Annotated in this window: 23 protein-coding genes and 1 pseudogene; 4 read left to right on the top strand and 20 right to left on the bottom strand. The window is 56.9% G+C overall.

Annotated features, from left to right (window positions below; genetic code table 11):
• Positions 1 to 18: 18 nt before the first annotated feature.
• The 12 genes from AC2FJF_RS12100 to AC2FJF_RS12155 all read right to left on the bottom strand — a co-directional run bounded on the left by AC2FJF_RS12100 (position 19) and on the right by AC2FJF_RS12155 (position 11,644).
• Positions 19 to 776 (bottom strand): IS5 family transposase gene (locus AC2FJF_RS12100; protein WP_496725627.1). Its coding sequence is split into 2 segments (ribosomal slippage): positions 19 to 455 and positions 455 to 776, totalling 759 coding nucleotides; the frame shifts between segments, so codons are not numbered across the junction.
• A gap of 109 nt (positions 777 to 885) precedes the next feature.
• Positions 886 to 1,896 carry a DUF2955 domain-containing protein gene (locus tag AC2FJF_RS12105; RefSeq protein ID WP_496725628.1) on the bottom strand — a complete coding sequence of 337 codons (1,011 nt, stop codon included), beginning with the start codon at positions 1,894 to 1,896 and terminating at the stop codon, positions 886 to 888.
• Positions 1,886 to 2,950 carry an HlyD family secretion protein gene (locus AC2FJF_RS12110; protein WP_496725629.1) on the bottom strand — a complete coding sequence of 355 codons (1,065 nt, stop codon included), beginning with the start codon at positions 2,948 to 2,950 and terminating at the stop codon, positions 1,886 to 1,888. The genes AC2FJF_RS12105 and AC2FJF_RS12110 overlap by 11 nt, the downstream gene beginning before the upstream one ends.
• Positions 2,947 to 4,026, bottom strand: a complete 1,080-nt coding sequence (locus tag AC2FJF_RS12115) for an AI-2E family transporter (RefSeq protein ID WP_496725630.1) — start codon at positions 4,024 to 4,026, stop codon at positions 2,947 to 2,949. The genes AC2FJF_RS12110 and AC2FJF_RS12115 overlap by 4 nt, the downstream gene beginning before the upstream one ends.
• Positions 4,027 to 4,202: 176 nt before the next feature.
• On the bottom strand, positions 4,203 to 4,529 hold the full coding sequence (locus tag AC2FJF_RS12120) for a potassium channel family protein (RefSeq protein WP_117870654.1): 327 nt from the start codon (positions 4,527 to 4,529) through the stop codon (positions 4,203 to 4,205).
• A gap of 993 nt (positions 4,530 to 5,522) precedes the next feature.
• On the bottom strand, positions 5,523 to 6,695 hold the full coding sequence (locus AC2FJF_RS12125; RefSeq protein ID WP_496725631.1) for an NnrS family protein: 1,173 nt from the start codon (positions 6,693 to 6,695) through the stop codon (positions 5,523 to 5,525).
• Positions 6,696 to 6,719: 24 nt separating this feature from the next.
• A complete protein-coding gene (locus tag AC2FJF_RS12130; protein ID WP_496725632.1) occupies positions 6,720 to 6,893 on the bottom strand; it encodes an NnrT protein in 174 nt (57 codons plus the stop codon).
• Between the two features lie 62 nt (positions 6,894 to 6,955).
• On the bottom strand, positions 6,956 to 7,129 hold the full coding sequence (locus AC2FJF_RS12135; RefSeq protein WP_496725217.1) for a protein NnrT: 174 nt from the start codon (positions 7,127 to 7,129) through the stop codon (positions 6,956 to 6,958).
• Position 7,130: 1 nt separating this feature from the next.
• Complete coding sequence (locus tag AC2FJF_RS12140) at positions 7,131 to 9,017, bottom strand: nitric oxide reductase activation protein NorD (RefSeq protein ID WP_496725633.1); 1,887 nt, start codon at positions 9,015 to 9,017, stop codon at positions 7,131 to 7,133.
• A 5-nt stretch (positions 9,018 to 9,022) separates the two neighbouring features.
• Positions 9,023 to 9,817 carry a CbbQ/NirQ/NorQ/GpvN family protein gene (locus AC2FJF_RS12145; RefSeq protein WP_496725634.1) on the bottom strand — a complete coding sequence of 265 codons (795 nt, stop codon included), beginning with the start codon at positions 9,815 to 9,817 and terminating at the stop codon, positions 9,023 to 9,025.
• A gap of 3 nt (positions 9,818 to 9,820) precedes the next feature.
• Positions 9,821 to 11,170: a cbb3-type cytochrome c oxidase subunit I gene (locus tag AC2FJF_RS12150; protein ID WP_496725635.1), complete on the bottom strand. Its 1,350-nt coding sequence runs from the start codon at positions 11,168 to 11,170 to the stop codon at positions 9,821 to 9,823.
• Between the two features lie 21 nt (positions 11,171 to 11,191).
• Entirely contained in the window at positions 11,192 to 11,644 is a 453-nt protein-coding gene (locus AC2FJF_RS12155; protein WP_155147961.1) for a c-type cytochrome, read from the bottom strand.
• A gap of 119 nt (positions 11,645 to 11,763) precedes the next feature.
• On the opposite strand from AC2FJF_RS12155, the gene AC2FJF_RS12160 reads away from it, so the two are divergent.
• Entirely contained in the window at positions 11,764 to 11,979 is a 216-nt protein-coding gene (locus AC2FJF_RS12160; protein ID WP_496725636.1) for a DUF1858 domain-containing protein, read from the top strand.
• A 5-nt stretch (positions 11,980 to 11,984) separates the two neighbouring features.
• Here AC2FJF_RS12160 and AC2FJF_RS12165 read toward each other — a convergent pair whose 3' ends face one another.
• Positions 11,985 to 12,695, bottom strand: a complete 711-nt coding sequence (locus tag AC2FJF_RS12165; protein ID WP_170335652.1) for a Crp/Fnr family transcriptional regulator — start codon at positions 12,693 to 12,695, stop codon at positions 11,985 to 11,987.
• Between the two features lie 156 nt (positions 12,696 to 12,851).
• On the opposite strand from AC2FJF_RS12165, the gene AC2FJF_RS12170 reads away from it, so the two are divergent.
• From AC2FJF_RS12170 to AC2FJF_RS12180, 3 genes are read left to right on the top strand one after another with little or no spacing between them, the layout of a single operon-like run.
• Complete coding sequence (locus AC2FJF_RS12170; RefSeq protein ID WP_496725637.1) at positions 12,852 to 13,283, top strand: pseudoazurin; 432 nt, start codon at positions 12,852 to 12,854, stop codon at positions 13,281 to 13,283.
• Positions 13,284 to 13,343: 60 nt separating this feature from the next.
• Positions 13,344 to 14,561 (top strand): copper-containing nitrite reductase, encoded by a 1,218-nt coding sequence (nirK, locus tag AC2FJF_RS12175; RefSeq protein ID WP_496725638.1) that lies wholly within the window; start codon positions 13,344 to 13,346, stop codon positions 14,559 to 14,561.
• A gap of 19 nt (positions 14,562 to 14,580) precedes the next feature.
• Positions 14,581 to 15,336 carry a formylglycine-generating enzyme family protein gene (locus tag AC2FJF_RS12180; RefSeq protein WP_496725639.1) on the top strand — a complete coding sequence of 252 codons (756 nt, stop codon included), beginning with the start codon at positions 14,581 to 14,583 and terminating at the stop codon, positions 15,334 to 15,336.
• Positions 15,337 to 15,420: 84 nt separating this feature from the next.
• Here AC2FJF_RS12180 and AC2FJF_RS12185 read toward each other — a convergent pair whose 3' ends face one another.
• The 7 genes and pseudogenes from AC2FJF_RS12185 to AC2FJF_RS12215 form a co-directional block, all read right to left on the bottom strand.
• Positions 15,421 to 15,756, bottom strand: coding sequence for a hypothetical protein (locus tag AC2FJF_RS12185; RefSeq protein ID WP_496725769.1), 336 nt, complete (start codon positions 15,754 to 15,756; stop codon positions 15,421 to 15,423).
• Positions 15,757 to 15,769: 13 nt separating this feature from the next.
• Positions 15,770 to 15,952 (bottom strand): annotated as a pseudogene (locus tag AC2FJF_RS12190) (IS5 family transposase); the annotation flags it as partial.
• A gap of 10 nt (positions 15,953 to 15,962) precedes the next feature.
• A complete protein-coding gene (locus tag AC2FJF_RS12195) occupies positions 15,963 to 16,310 on the bottom strand; it encodes a transposase (RefSeq protein ID WP_496725640.1) in 348 nt (115 codons plus the stop codon).
• 74 nt (positions 16,311 to 16,384) lie between these two features.
• Positions 16,385 to 18,001 carry a GMC family oxidoreductase gene (locus AC2FJF_RS12200; RefSeq protein ID WP_496725641.1) on the bottom strand — a complete coding sequence of 539 codons (1,617 nt, stop codon included), beginning with the start codon at positions 17,999 to 18,001 and terminating at the stop codon, positions 16,385 to 16,387.
• Between the two features lie 47 nt (positions 18,002 to 18,048).
• On the bottom strand, positions 18,049 to 19,566 hold the full coding sequence (locus tag AC2FJF_RS12205; protein ID WP_496725642.1) for an FGGY-family carbohydrate kinase: 1,518 nt from the start codon (positions 19,564 to 19,566) through the stop codon (positions 18,049 to 18,051).
• Positions 19,559 to 20,401, bottom strand: coding sequence for a class I fructose-bisphosphate aldolase (locus tag AC2FJF_RS12210; RefSeq protein WP_496725643.1), 843 nt, complete (start codon positions 20,399 to 20,401; stop codon positions 19,559 to 19,561). The genes AC2FJF_RS12205 and AC2FJF_RS12210 overlap by 8 nt, the downstream gene beginning before the upstream one ends.
• The gene (locus AC2FJF_RS12215) at positions 20,374 to 22,128 is read right to left on the bottom strand and encodes a glycerol-3-phosphate dehydrogenase/oxidase (protein WP_496725644.1); all 1,755 of its coding nucleotides are present in this window, start codon (positions 22,126 to 22,128) and stop codon (positions 20,374 to 20,376) included. Before AC2FJF_RS12215 ends, AC2FJF_RS12210 begins: the two co-directional genes overlap by 28 nt.
• Positions 22,129 to 22,145 lie beyond the last annotated feature (17 nt).

The following is a 22,145-nucleotide window of genomic DNA, read 5'->3' on the forward strand; positions in this document are numbered from 1 at the left end:
AGTACTTAGGGTCAGGACTCATAGCCAATAGATGACGGTAGCCGCCAGTGCGATGGCTGAGAGGAAGACGTTTGGGCACCTGTCGTATCGGGTTGCCACTTGCCGCCAATCTTTCAGCCTTCCGAACATGATCTCGATCCGATTGCGACGTTTGTAGTGGCGCTTGTCGTACTTCACCGCTTTCTTCCGGTGCTTCCGGCCCGGGATGCACGTGCGTATACCTTTGTCTTTCAACGCTTCCCGGAACCAATCAGCATCATATCCGCGATCCCCAAGCAGCCATTCGACATCTGGCAGGCTGCTCAACAATGCCCGTGCGTCGATATAATCGCTGACCTGCCCGGCCGTCACAAACAAGTTGAGTGGGCGTCCCTTGCTGTCGCAGATAGCGTGCAGCTTCGTGTTCATGCCACCCTTGGTCCGACCGATCAGGCGTCCACGCCCCCCTTTTTGACGCCCAAACTGGTCGCTGTGCGGTGCGCCTTCAGGTAGGTCGCATCTATCATCACGGTCTTATCTTCGCCGTGCTCAGCGGCCAATCCGGCCATCATCCGGGCGAAGTTGCCCTTGCCGCTCCAACGTTTCCAGCGGTTGTAGAGCGTCTTGTGCGGGCCGTATTCCTTCGGCGCATCGCGCCAGCGCAAGCCATTGCGATTAATGAAGACTATCCCGCTCAACACCCGCCGGTCATCGACGCGGGGTTTGCCGTGAGACTTTGGGAAGAAGGGCTCAAGACGCGCCATCTGGGCGTCGGTCAACCAAAACAGATCAGACATGTTCGCCGCTCGTTTTTCGAACCGTGAATCACGCAACCCCGCAGAAATCAATGGGTCCTGACACTAGAAATTCTATCTCTTTCAGAACCATGCCACATCGCAACTAACTTCATTGAGCCGCTTGGCGCTCTTTCTCCGGCCAAAACTCATCCACCACAACATATGCGATGATTACAAAAAAAGCGGCGCTGGCAACTTGCAATACGCGAGTGATGCTCTTGACGTCAGCCTCGTCTGAAAACGGTGCAACCGACCCGCCATATACAATCAGAGCCGTTGTAATAGCGGAACCGGCGGCGGCGGCGAGCGGGACTTTTGACTTTCCAAGTGCTCCGAGTGTTAGGCAAAAGAAAAAACACAGCAAAATGGGGGTGAGAATAACCGGAGCTATTACGTTTATCTCATAACAAATGATGGATACTGCCGCCCCAAGAAGGTTTGCCGTCAGCATAGCTTTTGCAACTGTTTTGCCTGCAGCGGGCATTGCCGCGAGTTGCTGGCTCAGCAGGGCGACAAAAAACAAAACTAGTAATGCAGATGCGCCGGAAACAAAAAACGCCAAGGCAAACGGCACTGTTACAAGCGACATCCTGACTATTCGGCGATGTGGGTCGAAGTTCGACGACGATGCGGCCTTCTTCTGGGCCGCTGATTGAGGTTCGGCGGGGATCAGCACGAACATTAGCGTCGATACGAAGCCCGCAAACAGCAGATTCAAAGGTATCCAGTACACAAGCACCAAGGCCAGATCCTGGGATTGCAGAACCAAGTTTGGGATCATCAATGCTCCCATGAGAGCGATGACACCTGGTAAAACTCCGGCGCCAGAAACTGACCACATGAAAGATAGGATTATTCCAATGGCCACCAGAATGAGAAAAACAAGAGGATATGGTGAGAAGATTGACGACACCAGGAACGAAATGAACATCAATCCAATCGAAAAAACAAACAGCTTAGCAAATGCTGCCAGAGGCAATGCGGCGGGCGCCTGCAAAAACAGTGCGGCGAACACCGCCCCAACGACGGCGAGTGGCCAGCCAAGAAACAAGCCCAAGGAAAAGACGCCGGTAACACCCACCGCAAGCCGGGCGACAGAGCGTTGGTCCTCAATACGCATAGGACAGTATTGAAACCACGCGGATGTAGGTGCGGCCTACCAAGTTCAGCAACGAGTTGTCACTTAGATACATGATCACATCGGCCTGACCATTCAACTGAAAGCGAAGATCATCTTCGGCACTTCCAGCTTCATAGCCCGGCAATACGATCCTGACTGGGAACCTTTCCGGCTCCCTCAAGAAACCTTTGGTACTGGGCGGACTCGCCAGTTGCCCGGGCACATCACCGCCACTTAGGGAAACGGCCGCGCTAAAGCTCTCAATGACGCCAGGAACAATCTGACCGGGATGCATATCCAAAACCACATCAACCGGAGACCCTACCGAAGCTCTTCCTAGGTTGTTCTCGGTAAAATACGCCTCGATCCAGACGTCAGTCGCGTCCAGAAATGTCAACAGATCCTGACCGGATCGCGCATACGTTCCAGGCGCTATCAACAGATTAGAGATCACGCCTGTCGCCGGAGCACGCAGTTCAGTCCATTCCAGGTTCAGTTCTGCATCCGCCAAGGCCGCCAACGCACGCTGGATTTTCGGGTTTTCAATCCCATCGTCACCAAGCCTCTGTTTTGCTTTTTCCAGATCCGCTTTTGCGTTCTCATAGTTTGCCTCGGACTCTGCCAGTTGCCCTCGCGCATCATCGGCCTTAGTGACGGCGATCAACCCTTTCTTTTCGAGCGCAAATACGCGTTCCGTCTGAATGCGCATTGTATCCAGATCGCTTTGCGCCCTTGCGAGTTTGGCCTGTGCCGCTCTTACCTCTGCCGAAGATGCACCCACCTCTTGAGTGGCGGCCTCGAGATCAGCTTCCGCCTTGTCGCGCTGAATCTCGTAGGGTCGCGCGTCGATCCGGACAAGGACATCTCCGGCCGAGACAACCTCACCGTTTTCGACCAAAACTTCAGTCACAGTGCCAGTCACCTGCGGGACGATCTGGGTCGCCACGGCTTTTACTCTGGCGTTCCCGGTAAATGGCGTTTTCCGATCAGCGACCAGGTACCAAACAAGAAAAATCAGAATGACAGCCAGGGTTGTCCATATCGTCTTCCTCATTTCGCAGCACCTTCAGCAGTGCCCTCGGCTTCGGGCGAGGTATCAATCCAAACCTTGAATAGCTCATAGAAAACAGCAAAGAGAACGGGGCCCATAAAGACGCCAATCAAACCGTACGCCATCATACCGCCGAGAACACCGATGAGGATGACCAACATAGGAGTCTCGAGGCCTTTTGAGATGAACACGGGTCTTAAGAAACTGTCCATTATCATGACTGGAACGGCCAAAACGGTGAAGATCAAAGCAGTTCCGCCGGACATGGAACTCCATGCGTAAATAATTACCGGTATAAGAACCAATCCGGGCCCGATTTGGATAATCGAGAGTATCAGGCAGATAAATGCCAGCGTGGCGGCCGAAGAAATCCCAAACAAAGCCAATAGTATCCAAACGCAGACCGCCTGAATGGCTGCTACGCCAATCACGCCTTTTGTAACGTTCCGAATAGTTGCGCCTGCCAGCGTTACGAATTCACCGCCGCGTGGTGCGAAGACACGGTTGGCAAAGCGCTGAAGACCCTGGACCAAACTTGGCCCGGGGCTGAACAAAGCCCCCATAATCAGTACGGAAAGAGCTAAACCAAGCAGCCCGATTCCGATGCCCAGCACCTTTCCGAAGAGCGACTTGGTGATCTCAAGGATTTGCGTGCCGTATTTTGCAAGCGCGCCGTCAAGATTGCGCTCAAACATTCCCCAGACATCGGCTATTTTGTCTCCCACCAAGGGCAACTCCTTGAGACCCTCTGGCGCAGGTGGGACTTTCAAGTCACCTTTGTCTGCTTGTTCCGCGAATTCAGACCCAAGTTCTGCGGCACCAGACACCGCGGTAGCGACTGGCCCGAGGGTCAGAACAAGGCCCAGCAAAACCAAGATCGTCGTGGCAAGTTTTTTCCGCCCTCCCAGCTTGGACTGAAGCCAATCAAATGCCGGATATAGCGCCACACAGAGGATCGTTGCCCAGATAACCACGCTCGCAAGCGGGGCCACCATGACCAGGGCGCTGTAGAGGAATAGTCCGAGAAACAGCAATCGTATCGCTAGATCGACAATCTTTGCGTCCTGTGTCTTTTCCATTCCATCCCTCCATGTGTTTTTCGAATGTTACACTCAAAAAACATAATATGTATATTTTTTTGAATTTTAGTGATCGTCTATCAGTTTGAAGACACAAATGAATCCGAGCCACAGCTTGAGGGGCCCAGTCAAACCAATGCCTGGGCATGAACTCGATTTGGTCAAATTGGGATAATCTACTTGTCCGCTTTTTTGTCGTCCTGGGACAAGATTGTATCCGCCACTGTGGTCGCCGCGGTCACGAAGACACCGAGGCCCACGACGATGTAAATCATTGTGAAGATCTTCCCTGCCGCGGTTTCAGGTGAGAAGTCACCAAACCCCACGGTCGAAATGGTCACGACAGAAAAGTAGATTGAGTCGAGCCAACTCCAACCTTCGACAAAGTGGTAAAAGACCGAGGCCCATAAAATCATTCCAACTGTGAAGGCAAGAATGCCTTTCACTCTACCGTCTTTGAGAGCGACGCCTATCCCACGTGTTATTCTGGTTAGTGAATTCATCATGTCCTCATTCTTTGATGAATTCATACATAGCAGTAATTAGATAAATATGGAAAACCGGAGGCACTTGGCTGCCTGTCGCTTGAAGCTTACGTCCTGCCGCCTTGGTCAAAGCTCATGCACCGCATCCGCTTTAGCTAGGGTCCTGACCCTACACCGCACGACTCATGATCTCCGTGGTGTGCATAGCGTTCATTTCGAAGTGAGATTATTTCATCATGTGCATGCTTATGTTCCTCTGGGACGTTTTTTCTAACGTACTTTGTCACTCCGGTAGTGGATGAAAACAGCCGTCCATACGAAATCACAAAGGCGGCGGTCATTGCCTCAATTTCCATTAACGATGGAAGTGAAACTGTAGTTCTGTCGACTTCCACCTTATTCAGATCAAGCCAGTCGAGATAGAACTTAAGTTGATGCACTGTCATGATATTGGTTGTTGTCATTCTGAGTCGGTTGATGTCCCGTTTATTCTCATTAATGACGTCGGCTGCGTCTTCTTGGGTGAAGCTCCTTGTTACGTCTCCGTTAGTATGGTCAAAATATACCCTACGTTCACACCACTGAAACCAAAGTCTGCATTGGGCTCACTGCCGATGTTCTCTGTGGTGAGCTTGAATATGTCCTTTGAGCCCTTACTTGACCTTGGACAACACCTAAAGTCTCGCTCGTGCAGCAAGTCGCGAACCGCACATTCCAGACGTTCAGAACGAGGTGGCAAATAGCAGGTGAGCAGACAAAGAGGTCCTTCGCTATGGTGGATTAGACGACCGCTATTGATGCGGTCTTACAAAACGGGGAAAATTTTTCCATTTTCAACGATCAAAGACCGCTTCCCAAACATGTTTGCGGAAATATTTGGTAGCAACTAATCGTTTCACGTCCTCGCCTTTCTTCCATTTACGAGAACCAGGGCCGGGGTGCGGATTTTGACTTGATAGTTCCGGATGGTTTGGAGCGCTATAGTTTCGGTCGCACGGCAGTTTCCAAGCGTTAGCCTGTTTTTGTGGAGCGGACCAAAAGAGGAGCGTAGCACAAAACAAACCCGCCGAAAGACAGAAGCCAGAAGATGCCCGAAAGATCGGTTAGGCTCGGTACTTTATCAGCGAATAGCCGCGCGGCAACTGCCACCAAAAGCGCAAAATAGATTGTAACCGTCATACGGTCTGCGCGCAGTGGACGGCCGGTGTGGCCCAAAGTGGCTCTGGTCATGACGGCAAGTGTCATCCCGCCGATAGCGCCAACCATCCAAAGATGTTGTGCTGCAGCAAGCCCGGAGCTGCCCGATAATATGGCCGCTCCCAGCGCAAAGGCACCCAATGGAATGAAAGCGTAACATACATGCAGCATCCAAAGCAGCGGTTCTGGTGCAGTCTGATGACCTTGCCAACGCAATAGGCGTACCAGATGGAGGACACTCAGCAAAAGAAGCAGCACAGCGGAGACTTTCAGGACCGGCTGAACCGTCCACAGCATTAGGATTACCATCGTCGCCACAAGCACGACTTTGTCAAATGACTGCATCGGAGGCACCGGGAGTTTATTGTGCTGCCGCTGGACCAACCAGTTGCGCGTGAACGAAGGGATGATCCGACCGCCAATTACTGCAACCATCATCAATGCAGTGGCGAGCCCCATACGTAACCCAATGCCTTGGGCTGCATAGCCGCCGCGTGCGTTCTCGATGTGGAACAGCGCGTTTGCAATCGTGAACAGGGCCAGCAACCCCAGAACCAACAGATTGCGCCAGTTCCCGCCTGCCACGATCTCACGCAATATCAGCCCGCCAAGGATTATCGGAAATATCAGATCAATGGCGGCGGCCCATCCAAGCGGAAGGAATGCAGAGGTCAGAACCGCGACGCGTCCTGCACACCAGATCGCAAAAAGCGCGATCAGAGGCCAGCCCACCAGAGGCAATCGACCGGTCCAGTTTGGCACTGCGGTCAGCAGAAATCCTGCGAGCACAGCACCAAGGTAGCCAAACAAAAAAGCGTGGGCGTGCCACGATACCGGATCAAACCGCGTAGGCAATGTCAGCACACCAGACAATATCAGGATCCAAAGCAGCATGGACAGCACAGCCCAGACCGAAGCGAACAGGAAGAACGGGCGAAATCCGTAACTGAACAGCGCCAGTCCACGCCAGGCGCGCATCTGTTGCATTGATGAGTTTGCCACAGCTAATCCCTAGCCCTCTGTTCTGCCATCGGCGATATCCATCAGGTGCCGTATGTGACTGGCAAAATACCATGTCGCAGGTCCACCAATTACACAGCCCAACGCGATGGACCATCCGGTCGACAGAACCGGTCCGCCTATCCAGCTGAATATCAGAGACAAGAAGAAAACGTTAACTGCCATGGCGCCTGCCCCTAACGGGTACAGAACCAGGGTAATACGGGTAACTGTCCAACTCTCCTGGGTCATCGGCGCGACACCAGCCAATGCACAACCCCCAGCGCGGCGATCAACGTGACGCTGCCAACTGCGAACCAGAACTCGGCGGTAGCGGATTGGGCCTGCGGGATCGGGCGGTCAAAACTTTCGGCCCAAACCGGGGATGCGAGAAGGGTCAGGAAAAAGGGAAGGACACGCATGTCAAGTTTCCTTTGTCAGAGTGCGATAAATATCGGGCAATGCCCGGGTTAGCCGTTCGGGGTTGGGCAGCAGGGTGAAACCGCCGCGCCCGAAGATGCGCGCGAACCAGTCCTGCCCGTCTTCGTCGATGACGACGCCATGCAGGCTCTGCCCTGCGCGTCGGGCTTCGCGGACGGCCATGTGACTGTCTTCGATCCCGTGCTGGCCCTCGTAATGATCAAGGTCGTTGGGCTTGCCGTCGGTCAGCACGATGAGCAGCTTGTGGGCCGAGGGTTCCTCGGCCAGTTGCGCGCTGACATGCCGGATGGCGGCGCCCAGCCGTGTGTAGTGGCCCGGCTTCAGCGCGCCAATATTGGCGGTGATGTCGGGGCTCATGGGGGTGTCGAAGGTCTTGCAGCGGGTCAGGAACACCCGGTCGCGGCGCAGTGAGGAAAAGCCCCAGATGCCCAGCCGGTCACCCGCCGCGTCGATGCCTGCGGCCAGCGCGCCGATCGCCTCGCGCGCCACTTCGATAACCGAGGTGTCGCCGATAGCGGCTTCGGTCGAGCGGGAATTGTCGATCAGGAAGGCGACCGACAGATCACGCTCGGTCTGGCGCACGGCCTGCCAGATGCGGTCGGAACCGCGCCCGGTTGCGGCCAGATCCGCCCGTGTGGTCAGCAGGGCATCGAGGTCAAGCTCCGATCCGTCGACCTGCCTCGGCTGTTTGATGCGGCGCGGGCGCAGGGCTTCGAACTGGCGGCGCACTTCGCGGACGCGGCGCTCGTTCGGGTGGAAGGGATGCGCGGCGTCGGGCTGAGCCGGGGCATCCAGCACGCGGCAGTGCCCCTCCATGTAGGAGCGCGCGCGGTGGTTCCATTCGGGATAGGTATGCTCACCGGCCAAGGCTTCGTGATCGGCATCGGCGGGGGAAAGGTCGAGATGCAGGCGCAGGCGCGTTGCCGCCTTGCGATGCTGTTTCGACAGAATGATCTGGTCCTGATCCTCGGCCGCTTTCTGGGCGTTCTCGTCATCGTCGTCATCGACGCTGCGGTTGATATTCATCGACTCGACCCAGGACAGGATCGATTCAAAGCGGTGGATGATGAAGCTGTCTTTTCGGTTCTGCTGATCCTGATCCTTGCGGTGGCCCAGTTTCCGGCTCGTAAGTGCGGCATTGGGCGGAGGGGCCGCAGGGTCGGCCTGTTCTTCGGTTGCCGCCGCACCCGATCCGGGGCGGGAAAAACGCAGCCAGATCGGTACCGGCGCAAAGGGTTTATAGCCGCGCGAAGTGGTTTCGGCGCCGATTGCCGGTGTTGCGCCGCAAAGCTGGTCGCGGATCGCGGTTTCGATCTGTGCCTCAGGCGTGGGGCGCATCACGTCGAGCCGTGTGGCGGCGCAGTGTTCTGCCATCCGGGCGTAGTCACCGCGCAGGCCAGGGCAGCTTGCATAGGCCCGGTCGGCGGCTGCGGCATTGGCGCGAATTTGTGCCCCGTCCAAGACAGCGCCATCCCCTTCAAGATCGAAATCGGTCACTTCGCTGACCGCCGCCAGCGCGGTCAGCCAGAAATAGGCGGCGCGGTTCAGGTGTGGCTCGGGGAAGGCAGCGATGACCGGGGGGAGCGACAGGCGTTCGCCGTCATACCCCGCCACCCATTCCCGGTCCCGCTCAGCCCCCAGATTGCGGCGCACCGGACGGCGGTGGCGCACCAGCGTCGCGGGGGCCTCGGCCAGTTCCACGCCGGGCGCTCCGCCCAGCGCACGGAACAGGACCGCAAGGCTGGGTCGGACCGAGGCAAGGGAAACACCGGCCTCGGGGTAGCTGACATGCGCCGCGATCCCGCTGGCCACCTCGTGCCAGAGATTGCCAACGGTTTCTTCGGGTTCCATGAGATCGAGAAGTCGCATGACGCTTATCCGTAAATGGTGGCAACCAGATCGCGCAGTGCCTGCTGCATGTCGGCCTCATCGGTCAGGGGTTCGACAATGGCGGCCTCGATCGCCTGATTGACCCCCATGCCCCCGGCCATCAGCGTGGCGGCATAGATCAGCAGACGGGTCGAGACACCCTCTTCGAGGTCCATGCCCGACAGCGCCCGGATATGACCGCCCAGACGTACCAGAGGCGCGACGCGTCCGGGTTCAAGGCGGCTTTCGCGGGCCACTACGGCAATCTCGATCTCTTCGTTGGGGAAGTCGAACGAGATGGACAGGAACCGCTGCCGGGTCGAGGGTTTCAGCCGCTTCAGCACGTTCTGGTAACCGGGGTTGTAGGAGGCCACGAGCATGAAGCCCGGTGGTGCCACCAGTTCTTCCCCTGTGCGGTCGATCATCAGTGTCCGGCGCGTATCGGTGAGCGGGTGCAGCACCACGGTCACGTCCTTGCGGGCCTCGACCACCTCATCGAGGTAGCAGATGCCGCCCTCGCGCACCGCACGGGTGAGCGGGCCATCGACCCAGACGGTTTCCCCGCCTTTGAGCAGGTAGCGCCCGATCAGGTCGGCCGCCGACAGGTCGTCATGGCAGGCAACGGTATAAAGCGGTTTGCCCATCTTGGCCGCCATATGTTCGACAAAGCGCGTCTTGCCGCAGCCGGTCGGCCCCTTCAGAAGAAGGGGCAAACCATTGTCATAGGCCGTCTCGAACAGCTCGCATTCACGCGCGACGGGCTGATAGAACGGCAGGGTCGGAGGTGTTTGCATGTTCATGGCTTACTCTCCGGGAACCGAGTCTGCGGCGCCGGGCGTGATGATCTCTTGCTTGCGCACGACCAGCATCGAGTAGATGAACAGCAACGCACCGATCACCACGGCAGCACCGGCGCCGAACCGCATCAGATAGAAGATCGACAGGGCGTCCTGCACGTCCATGTAATAGTCACCGACCACCCGCTGCATATGGGTCTGGATGGTGCCTGCGAAGGTCAGCACGAAGGTCATGAACGCCATGCCGCCGGTCATCAGCCAGAACGAGGCCATGTTCAGCACCTGATTATAGGGCGCCCTGCCCCGCAGCATCGGCATCGCGTAGGTGAAGACCGCCAGGTTCAGCGCCACATAGGCCCCGTAAAAGGCAAGGTGGCCGTGGGCTGCGGTGATCTGCGTGCCGTGGCTGTAGAAGTTTACCCCATGCAGGGTGTGCAGGAAGCCCCAGACACCGGCGCCAAAGAAGGCCACGGTGGACGACCCCAGCGACCACAATAGTGCGGCTTTGTTCGGGTGGTTCTTGCGGCCCTTCCAGACCATGACGAAGGCAAAGCTCATCATCAGGAAGAAGGGGATCACCTCGAAGGTCGAGAAGATCGAACCGATCCACTGCCAGTAGCCCGGCAGACCGATCCAGTAGAAATGGTGTCCGGTGCCGAGGATGCCGGAAAACAGAGCGGTGGCGACGATGACATAGAGCCATTTCTCCACCACTTCACGGTCCACACCTGTCAGCTTGAGCAGCAGGAAGGCGAGGATAGCGGCCATAACCAGTTCCCAGGTCGCTTCGACCCACAGGTGCACGACGAACCACCAGTACATTTTGTCGAGACTCAGGTTGTCCGGGTTGATGAACGCAAACACCCAGAGCAGCGACAGCAGCCACAGGCCCATCAGCAACACATTGGTGATTGCCGTCTTCTTGCCCGCCAGGACGGTCATCGAGACGTTGAACAGAAAGATCAGCGCCGCAACAAGGATGCCGAACTTGACCCACAGGGGCTGTTCAAGAAACTCACGCCCGCCATGGATGCCCACCAGATATGAGCCGACCGCGCCAAGCGTCCCCACCAGCAGGATGATGAGTTGCAGATAGGCCAGTTTGACCGAGTAAATCTCGCGCTCGGATTCCTCGGGGATGAGGAAATACGCCGCCCCGAAGAAGCCCAGCAGCAGCCAGACGATCAGCGCGTTGGTGTGGATCATGCGGATGATGTTGAATGGCAGAAGTTCGGACAGGAAGTTGGGCGAGACATAGATCCAACCCGCCAGAAGCCCGCCCAGCACCTGAATGCCGAACAGGGCTATTGCGGCCAGAAAATAGTAATACGCCACTTTTTGAGATTGGTATTTCATGTGATTTCTCCTTCGTGCCGCTTAGCCAGCGTCATTGGGCGGCCAGCCCTGCGTGTCGGTCTGATCCGCCCAGCGCAGGAACTCGGCGAGGCCGCGCATCTCTTCTTCGGTCAGATCGAAATAGGGCATCTGGCGTCGTCCCTCGACGCCCGAGGGCTGCGCCTTCATCCAGCCATCGAGGATTTCATAGGCGTCCTCGGGCGAGTCCATGACGTCCCAGCGGGTCATCACGTTGCCCAGCTCGGGGGCGAAATATGCACCCTCGCCATGCAGGCTGTGGCAGTTGATGCAAGAATGGCGTTCCCAGACATGTTTGCCCAGAACGACCTCTTCGCTGAGTTCCATGCCTGCGGTTGACGTATTAACCACGTAACGGTGGCTGTGGACGGTCATCGCCACGAAGATCACGACGAAAAAGATCGAGCCCCCGTAGAAGATGTTTCGCGCCCGCGATTTGGTTAAGATTTCAGCCATGCGTCGGCCTCCTTCAGATCGGGATGCCTATTGCTAGCCCGAGCGAAGAAGGCACTGTTTGCGCCAGCGCAACGTTTGGAACGGTTCCAAGCCTAAAGTCGAGGGTGAGAGGAACCCCAATGCCTTGCCCGAACATTGACGATCCAGACCTGACGCTTGCGGATCTTATGGCGCAATGGCCGCAGACAATGCGTGTTTTCCTAAAGCATGGAATGTTATGTGTCGGATGCCTGGTGAACCCGTTTCACACCATCTCAGATGCCTGTCTGGAATACGATCTGGATGAAACGGCCTTTTTGGAAGAGCTGAAGAGCGCAATTTCTAGCTGTGCCTGACCGGACTAACCTTGGCTGAGCTCGACCAGCGCGTGTGGATCACATACTTTGATGCGCTTGCGTTTGCTTTCAACGATACCTTGCTTTTCCCATGCGCTCAGCAATCGGCTGACCGTATGCAGGGTGGTCGCAGTAAGCTCTGAAAGATCCTGTCGGGTGATGGGGAAATCAATCTCAATCCCATCCTCCACCTTGCGACCAGTCTGATTGATCAGACGTAACAGCGCGTTAGCCACGCGCTGTTCCACCTGTTGCGTCGCAAGCTCCACAATACGGGTGTTCATTTCTCCTACACGGTGGCCAACCGTCTTGTAGGTTTCAGTGGCGAAGCCGTCATATTCGGTGACGAAAGTATCCCACAGTCTGGTGGGCCAGCTCAGCGCGATGGACTCCGTCGCCGTGACTGCCGTGGCCGGATAAGTCTCGCGCCCGATCGCCTTTGCAATTCCCAGAAGTTGGCCTGCAGGGATATGCAACGCGGTGACCTGTTCACCGGTCTGCGTAACCCGCACCACTCGGACATAGCCATCCAGCAACATGAAGAAACGATCGGCCGGGTCTTCTTCTTCAAAGATATGCGCGCCCGCTTCATAGCGGCGCGAACTGGCCTGATCCAGAATCGTGCGGATTTGCCGACGATCCAGTTTTGAAAATGGTGGCAAATGCGTCAGCAGGCTTTCATCAAGCCGCGGCAATATTTTCTTGGCTGCTTCCATCATGGCTTACCTGATTTGGCACAATCACAGCCGCAAAACCAGATCGTAACGGTCAGTGTTTCCCGAAAACGCACCAAACCTTGCGCCAGCGCAAATTTCAGATCGCGGAAATCAATAGAGTCAGGCCCAAGAGATCATTCAGGAAAGGACAATTCGATGATCCGCACGCTTACAACCAGCGTTGCACTGGCCACCCTGCTGGCCGGTGCCGCCTTCGCGGAAACCTTCGAGGTGCAAATGCTCAACAAAGGCAGTGATGGTGAACGCATGGTGTTCGAGCCCGCGTTTGTACAGGCTGCCCCGGGTGACACGATCAAGTTCATCGCATCGGACAAGGGCCACAACGCGGAAACAGCCAAAGGCATGCTCCCTGATGGCGCCGAGCCGTTTAAGGGCAAAATCAATGAGGAAATCGAAGTCACGCTGGATACCGAAGGCGTCTATGGCGTGATCTGCAAACCCCACTATGCAATGGGCATGGTGATGACCGTAGCGGTGGGTGACGTCGAAATTCCCGAGGGTTTCCTTGAAGGCCGCGTCCCCAAAAAAGCCAAGGCGCGTTTCACAGCCCAACTTGAAAACTTCTGATCCCCGATACGGCGGCGAAATGCTTACTCGCTGCACTCATCCGACCTCAAGGAGGATACTATGACCAAATTCATCAACCCCGGCCTTATGAAAACCAGCCGCCGCAATGTGTTGCGGGGATCGGTTCTGGCAGGCGCCGCAGCTATGACCGGCGCAGGTGCCATGGCAGCTCGTCGTACACCAATGCCGCTCAAGGCAGATGCAGCCTCGGCTAAACTCTACAAAGTTGCGGGTGAACAAAAGGCTGACAGCACAGCCAAACCGGCGGATTTGTCTGGCTATACCCGTGTTAAACAGGAACTCGTTGCACCACCCTTTGCACCAGAGCACGAGCAGGTGGCCACAGGCGGACCAAAGATCATCGAAATCACCATGGAGACAACTGAGCGTCTTATGGTCGTTGACGAGGATACCGGCGCGTCTGTCTGGGCTCTGACCTACAATGGTTCAGTCCCAGGCCCGCTGATCATCTGCCACGAAGGCGACATGATCGAACTGACCCTGCGCAACCCCGAAGACAGCGTGATGGAGCACAATATCGACTTCCACGCTTCGACCGGTGCGTTGGGTGGCGGTGGCCTGACCCATGTCTATCCTGGCGAGGAAACCGTGCTGCGCTGGAAGGCGACCAAGCCGGGCTGCTTTACCTATCACTGCGCGCCGGGCGGGGCGATGATCCCGTATCACGTCACCCATGGCATGAACGGTGCGGTGATGGTGCTGCCGCGCGATGGCCTGAAGGACGCGGATGGCAATCCGCTGACATATGACAAGATCGCCTATATCGGCGAGCAGGATTACTATCTGCCCCAGGACGAAAACGGCGAGTACAAGACCTATGAGGCCGCCGGTGACGACTATGCCGACAGCCTGGATGCGATGCGCACGCTGACCCCGACACATTCGGTGTTTAACGGCGCGGTGGGTGCCCTGACCGGTGAGAACGCGCTGAAGTTCAACGTCGGCGAGACGGTTCTGATGATTCACAATCAGGCCAACCGCGACACCCGTCCGCACCTGATCGGCGGCCACGGTAACTATGTCTGGGAGACCTCATTTACCGATGCGCCTCAGACCGGTGTCGAAACATGGTTCGTCCGCGGAGGATGTGCAGTTGCCGCAATGTACACGTTCGAACAGCCAGGCGTTTATGCCTATGTGAACCACAACCTGATCGAAGCCGCGCTACTGGGGGCCACCGCGCATTTCATTGTCGAAGGGGACTGGGACAATAACCTGATGGAACAGGTTGTAGCCCCCCGGCCATTTGCAACCTAACGCCGCTGGGCTTCAGATCATGAAAACCACTGCCATGCAAAGGATCACCAATCCAACCAATCTAGGTTGGGCAGGTCTGAGTGTGGCAGTGGTCATCTGTGCAAGTGTGTTGTTTTTGAATGGGCCATTCTTTCAAACACAACTGATGCCCGAAATGGCCGATAATCCGGTCATTTTCCCCGGCGGTGAAACGCTCTACGTTCAACGCCACGAAGTGACGGTCACTGAATGGAATCTGTGCCACGAAAGCGGTGGTTGTACGCTGAAATTACACACCCGGTCGGGTCTCGATCCGGCTACAACGCCCGCTACCGGGCTCAATTATGTAGACGTAAGCGAGTACTTGCGTTGGATCAATGCCGCCACTAGTCACGATTTTCGCCTTCCCACAAGAGCGGAATGGAACCACATGGCATTGTCAGTTCTGCCTGAAGATCCCGACCCGATCTTTACCGACCCATCACTAACATGGGCCTCAAGTTATCTGACCGAAGGGCTCGCTCCACGTGCTCTGAAACCGCAAGGCAGCTTTTCGATATCACTGCACGGGATCGCTGATCTGGACGGCAGCGTCTGGGAATGGACTCAGGACTGTTATGCTGGGGCCAGCGAAGACATCGACCCTGATCGATGCCCCGCCTTTTTTGTCGGTGGTGAGCATGTCGCCGCGGTGCCTTTCCTCGTGCGCGATCCAGCACGAGGCGGTTGCGCCGTCGGCGCACCCCCGGCACACCTCGGCATGCGTCTGGTTTCGGACGTAGATACAGAAAATTAATTCACGGGCATTGTTTGCCAAAGAGCCCCGCGACCGTGTTGCATGGAACAAGATTGAGGCGGATTGACCCCATTGTCCATCACTTCAAAAGACCCGCTCATACGCCGCACGACCGAGAGCTGTCATGCGGTTGAGCGTTGTTGATGCAATTTTCGCTTCAGATCTTTGATTGTCGAAATCGCACGCTTGCAGGCGATTCCTGAGTACTTGTGTCCAACTGCCGATCTGGGCTTCAACCTTTGACCTCTGATTGTATCCTGCCTTGGTTTGCCACTTCATTCTACCATGTTCGGCGATGGCAGTGATGTGTTGATTGCGCTGTGCATTCGCCCCGTGAACCGCGTTCTTCCGCGAAGCAACAGCCCACACCGGTTTCAATTCTGGCGAGCAAATCCGGGACAGCAGTTTCATCGCCTGCATGTTCAGTGGTCAACTCCTCCGCGGCGATATCGCCGGTTTCTGGGTCAAGGGAGATGTGCAGTCTGCGGCATGTTTTGCAGGTGTTCTTAGCACCGTGCTTTTCTTCATGCCGGCTCCGGGCACCATGAATTTTCAGACCGGTACTATCCACACTCAGGGTGATCGGCTTTTCTGAAGCGCGCCGGTTTGGGGCCACTATCAGCCCCTTACCGCGTCGCTATCGCGTCGAGTAATCCGGCGCCACAAGATCCAGCCATCAGCTTGGAAATCGATCGCATAAAGCCCTGTGATTGTCTCAAGGCAAGCCGAAACACGACCCACAAAGTGAGGCAAATCTCGATCGCTATGTCCGAATAAATCGCCTGTCCCCAGCGAGTCCTGCACCGCGGCGGCGACCATATCTTGGCCAGATCACCTGAAACCCAAGTCGTCAATTCACCACGTTGCCGAAGGCTTTCGTTGAACTCTAATGCATTCACCACCCGATACCGTGCTTTTTCAAACTTGTCCCGACAGGTATCATTGATACTTGTGGGGCATCTATCATCGCTCACGTCACAGAAAACACTCTGTGGAGACGCTCCCTGAAACAGGGTCGCAGCGGATCCACTTTCCAAAACTAACCCAGTTATGCTCTGGATTTCCTGATTAGGTCAGCCGCTTTCTCGGCGACCATAATGACCGGAGAGGCGGTATTTCCCGACACGATCTTTGGCATGATCGATGCATCTACGACGCGCAGTCCCGTCAGACCCACGACACGCAATTGCGGATCCACGACCGCTTTGTCGTCCTGTCCCATTCTGCACGTACCAACCGGGTGAAAGATCGTTGTTGCGATATCTCCGACGGCATTCATCAGATCCGGCTCATCCTGAATGGCCGGGCCGGGCAGAATCTCTTGCGGCTGGTAAGGTTCAAGCGCTTTGGCCGTCATAATCCGGCGGGTCTGTTGGACCGACTTGACGGCAACCGATCGATCCCGTGCAGCGGAAAGGTAGTTCAGCCGAATATCGGGCTGCTGATCCAAATCTCGGCTTTGGATATGGCTACTGCCGATACTTTCGGGACGCAGGTTACAGACCGACACGGTGATGGCGGGAAAGGGATGCAGCGGATCGCCTAGCTTGTCGGTTGACAAAGGCTGGACGTGATATTCCAGATCCGGCGTTTCCAGCGCGGGATCGGATTTGGTGAACATCCCGAATTGGCTGGGTGCCATCGACATTGGGCCTGATTGGGTCAGCCCGTATTGCAAAGCAATCCGAGCCTTGCCCAAGATGGAATTCGCCATCGTGTTCAACGTTTTAGCGTTCTTCACTTTGTACACGGTTCGGATCTGCAGATGGTCCTGCAGGTTCTCTCCGACGCCGTTGCTTTCGTGCAGAAGGTCGATGCCCAGCGAACTGAGCACATCGCCGCGACCGATCCCTGAAAGCTCCAATATCTTTGGTGAGTTTATCGCACCCGCAGTCAACAGCACCTCATGCCCCGCAAGTGCCTCCAACACTTGCCCCTTGTGGCGAAACCGGACGCCGCGCACGGATTTACCGTCCAAGATCAGGCGGTCGGTGGTGGCCTGGGTTATCACCCGCAGGTTCGGGCGCTTTGAGGCCGGGCGCAGAAAGGCTTTGGCGGTGTTCCAACGCACGCCGTTCTTCTGATTCACTTCAAAAAAACCCGACCCTTCGTTGTCGCCATCGTTGAAATCGTCGCGCGGCTGAATACCGAATTCTTTTGCTCCGTCCTGAACCGCCTTCAGGATGTCCCAGCTGAGCTTTTGTTTCTGAACCTTCCACTCACCCCCGCTGCGATGCACATCGGTGTCGCCGCCGTGGTGATCCTCGGATTTCAGGAAATAGGGCAGAACGTCATCCCAGCCCCAGCCTGTGTTGCCCATCTGTCGCCAGTGATCGTAATCCGCCGCTTGCCCGCGCATATAGATCATGCCGTTGACCGACGAGCAGCCCCCCAGCACCTTACCACGCGGATAGACTAGAGACCGCCCGTTCAGGCCGGGCTCGGGCGCGGTTTTCATCATCCAGTCGGTGCGGGGATTGCCGATGCAATAGAGGTAACCCACCGGTATATGCACCCAGTGGTAATTGTCGGATTTTCCGGCCTCTAGCAGCAATACACGCGTGTCGGGGTCTTCGGTCAGCCGGTTTGCCAGCACGCATCCCGCGGTTCCGGCCCCGACGATGATATAGTCATAGTCGCCATCAAGGCGTGTTGCCTGTGTCATGGTCAATCTCGATTGCCTGTTATTTGTGTGCCGATCATAGCGTAGTTTCAGGCTCGGTCTTGCCGCATGTGCGCGCGCGACCAGAAGTCCTGCATCGTTTCGATCAGATCCAGATAAGTGTCGTATCGGTCGCCATAGTGGGTGTGCATGCCCGGATCGGGTTCAAAAACCTGTTTAACGCGTGTCATCCGGGCGATCCCTTCCTCATAGGTTCCTACCTCGCCCACTGCACGGGCCGCGCCAATAGCCGCGCCCAGAGCGCCCGTCTCGCGGGCTTCAGCCACGGTGATCGGAAAGCCCAAACAATCTGCAAACATCTGCGGCCAAAGTGGGCTGCGCGAACCACCACCCGAAAGAATGGCCCGATCAAGCGAAGCACCCGCTTGTTCCAGTACCCCGATATGGCGGCGGTGTTCGAACATCACACCTTCGAACAGGGCGCGCAGCATATGACCTTCGCCATGCCAGCCAGCCAGCCCGTAAAACCCGGCACGGAACGATGCGCCCTGACCTGAGCCATAGAGGAAGGGGTGAAAGAACGGATCATCTGCCCGGGGTGTCACCCGCCCGATCTGCACATTGCAATAACCGAACGGGTCATCGTGATGCCCGCCGCGTTCAACCAGCTCGCGCACGTACCATTCCAGATTGGCCGCCGATGTCGCACTGGATTCGATATTGACGAAACGATCCCGGCCAAAGCACGAGGCCATAAAGACGTTCCGGTCGTTGACCGGCGCTGCTGAGAACACCTGATTGATGCTCCAGGTTCCGGCGATGATCGAAGCCTCGCCCGCGGCAACCACACCTGACCCCATGGCGCTTGAGATCACGTCGAAAAACCCGCCGATCACCGGGGTTCCGGGCGCCAGGCCGGTCGCGGCAGCTGCATCAGCGGTCACGACCCCGGCAATATCCCCGGGGTCAATCAGGTGCGGCAAGAAATCCCGCGCATCCGAAAGCCCGTAAAGCGTCAGCAATTCGTCGTCATAGACACAGTCCGGCATTCGGGTCAGTCCGCAGCCGGACATGTCCGACATATCGCTGACTCGCTCACCGGTCAGTTTGAACGTAATGAAGTCCTTGCACAGCATTATGGTCTGTGTGCGGTCGTAAATCTCGGGCCGGTGTCGCTTGATCCAGGCCAGCAAAACCGGAGTTTGCGAGGGCCAGGGGTATTGCAGGCAAATCTCGTGCAATCTATCCCCGTTGGCCGCGGAAAGCTGTGCCGCCAGATCCGCGGCACGGGTGTCCAGCGATTGAATACCGATCAGCGGGCTCCCTGCCCGATCCAGCAGATAGAGCCCGTTGCCATGGCCCGCACATCCAACACCGGCAATCTGATCCGCCTGAATGCCAGCCTTGGCGATACAGCCGCCAATTGCGTCACGCGCGTTGGCCCAAAGCTCATTCAGGTCACGTTCGACAAATCCCGGCTCGGGCGTCGAGGACTGCCCGTCCAGCGCGTGCACCGCAACCTGATGCCCGTCCTGATCAAACAGGACGGCCTTGATTACAGTGTTCCCGGCGTCCAGCCCCAGAAAAAATGTGCTCTTCTCAGCCACGGTTGTAGATATCCCAGGCTTCCTCGCCGTTTGCGCCGTTGTGGATCATTGCCATCAGGGCCGACACAACCGCCTTTGGGTTGTCATGCTGATAAATGTTGCGTCCATAGACCATGCCCTGCGCGCCTTGCGCCATCAAGGCCGCCGATTTTTCAAGAACAGTCTTCAGATCCTCTTTGCCACCGCCGCGAACCAGAACCGGAACCCGGGCCGCCTCGATCACGCGGTGAAAATCCTGCGCGTTCTCGGTTGGATCGGCCTTGATGATATCTGCCCCCATTTCCGAGGCAAGACGCACCAGAGTCACAATCTTTTCCGCGTTTCCGTCTACCTGATAGCCGCCGCGAATGTCATTTGGCAGCATGACCAGAGGTTCGATCATCAGCGGCATCCCGTATTTGTCGCACGCAGCCCGAACGCGTGAAATGTTCTCGACGCATTGACGAAACAGTTCGGGTTCATCCGGCAGCATGAACAAGTTCACCACGACGGCTGCCGCATCCATTTCCAGCGCACCGATGATTGGTTCATCAGCGTTTTGCAGCATAGACCACATCACCCTGTGGCGTTGATCATTGTACGGGTTACCCATGTCGATACGCATGACCAGCGCTGGCTTGTCTTTTTCCGGGCGGTTCTGCAACAGATCTGCTTGCCCATAGGCGCATTGGATCGCATCCGGTTTTGCCTCGATCAATGTGTTCATGACTGCAGGCATGTCTTCCAGACCGACCATAAAGCTGGGCTCGTTACAGACCCCGTGATCAACTGCAACGTCGAGACATCCACCATTGGTGAACATTCGGTTCATGCGGGCTTTGCTGCTAATACGCATTCTTCACTCCGTTTGATATTTCTGGCGGTCAGCGTCTCGGCGGATACGCCGTGAAACTCCGACAATTCATTGATCAGCACATTGCGCTGATGTTTTAGGTCCTGTTTGGACAGGTTTCGCTCCTGCGCCAGCAGATCGGCCAGAGTGTCGATGACCTGCATCGATATCCCGCCGGTAATGGCCAGCGATGTCCGACGCAGCACGATGTCAGAGAGCGTTTGAGTATATTCCTCACGCAGCAGCAGTCGGATTTCTGCGCGCGTGTAAGGGCAACCGGGGGCCAGGGGCGTGTCCGCAATCGCCGGACTGCCTTGGGCCACCTGTCGGGCTTGCGTACCGTAGTGAGTCACCAAATGCGCGGCGCGTTCAGTGCTGAGTTGGTAGTGGCGCACCAATTCCTCTTCCAGAACTGCCGGTTGTGCAGGAAAACTGGCCCCGCCACCTATGGCACTGCCAAGTGTGGACTGGCGTCGGGTTTTGCCCAATTCGGCCAGCACTTCATCGGCTGTTTGTTCAGCAAAGGCGCGGAAGGTGGTCCATTTGCCACCGATCATGCAGAATTGCGGCACCTCTCCATCCAGGCGCCTGGTGTAATGGCCGCGGGAAATCCGCCCGGTGAAATCATGATCGCTGTGAGGCAGGGGGCGGATACCGCTATAGCTGAACACGACGTCGTCGGATGAAAACGTCAGGTCAGGGAACACAAGGCGCAGCGATCCAAGGATGTAGTCCCTTTCCTCATCTTCGCAGCGCACCCGCCGGGCGCGTTCAACCCGGATATCCGTCGACCCGGCCAGAACCTTGCCCAGATAGGGAAACACGATACACACCCGGCCATCGGTATTCTCAAAATATACCATATGTCCGCCAAGTGCCTTCAGCAGGTCAGGGTTGTCGATGATCAGGTGAGAGCCCTTGGTGCCAGACACCATCGGCTTGTCCAGCCCATTGCCCAGCGTGCGGATCGTGTCGTCCAGCCACGCGCCGGTGGCATTGACAATGACCTTTGGCCGAACCGGGAGCGTCGCTCCCGTGCGCACATCCCGCAGGTGATAGGTACCGTCCCGCTGGTCCAGCTCAGCATAATTCAGCGCGACTGAGGCGCGATTGGCCCGTGCGGTGTCGCGTAGCATTTCGATGCACAGGCGTTCCGGGTGGCTGATCCATGCGTCGTGATAAACAGCCGACCGTGTGGCCTTGGGCGTCAGATCGGGCCAGGTCTGCCGCGTCTGCGCGGCCGAGTTGAACCCGTGGCGCGGCAAAACCCGGCGGCTATGCGTTACCCAGTCGTATAGCGACAGCCCTAGCTTGATCGGAACCGCGCCCCGGCTGGCAGGTTTTCCCTTCCAGCCCACAAAGCTGGCCGCCGCGTTCAGCATTCCGGAGAACCGAGAGGTGATCGGGATCATTGTGGGCAGCGGGCGCACCAGATGCGGTGCGTTTTCCAGCAGAGCATCGCGTTCGCGTAAGGACTCGCGCACGAGATCGAATTCACCGTTTTCCAGATAGCGCAGCCCGCCATGGATCATCCGGGACGGCGCGGCGCTGCAGCCTGAACAAAAGTCGTTCCGTTCTACCAACAGAACGCGCAAACCCTGCAGGGACAGATCGCGATAGACGCCGATGCCGTTCACGCCGCCGCCGATGACGACCGCGTCAAAGGCCGCATCGCTGCGCAGGCTGGCCAGGTTCTGTTCCCGTTGATCGGACATAACTCTCCTGTTCATTGAAACAGTGTTTCAAT

This window comes from Ruegeria sp. CDSB013, assembly GCF_059611165.1.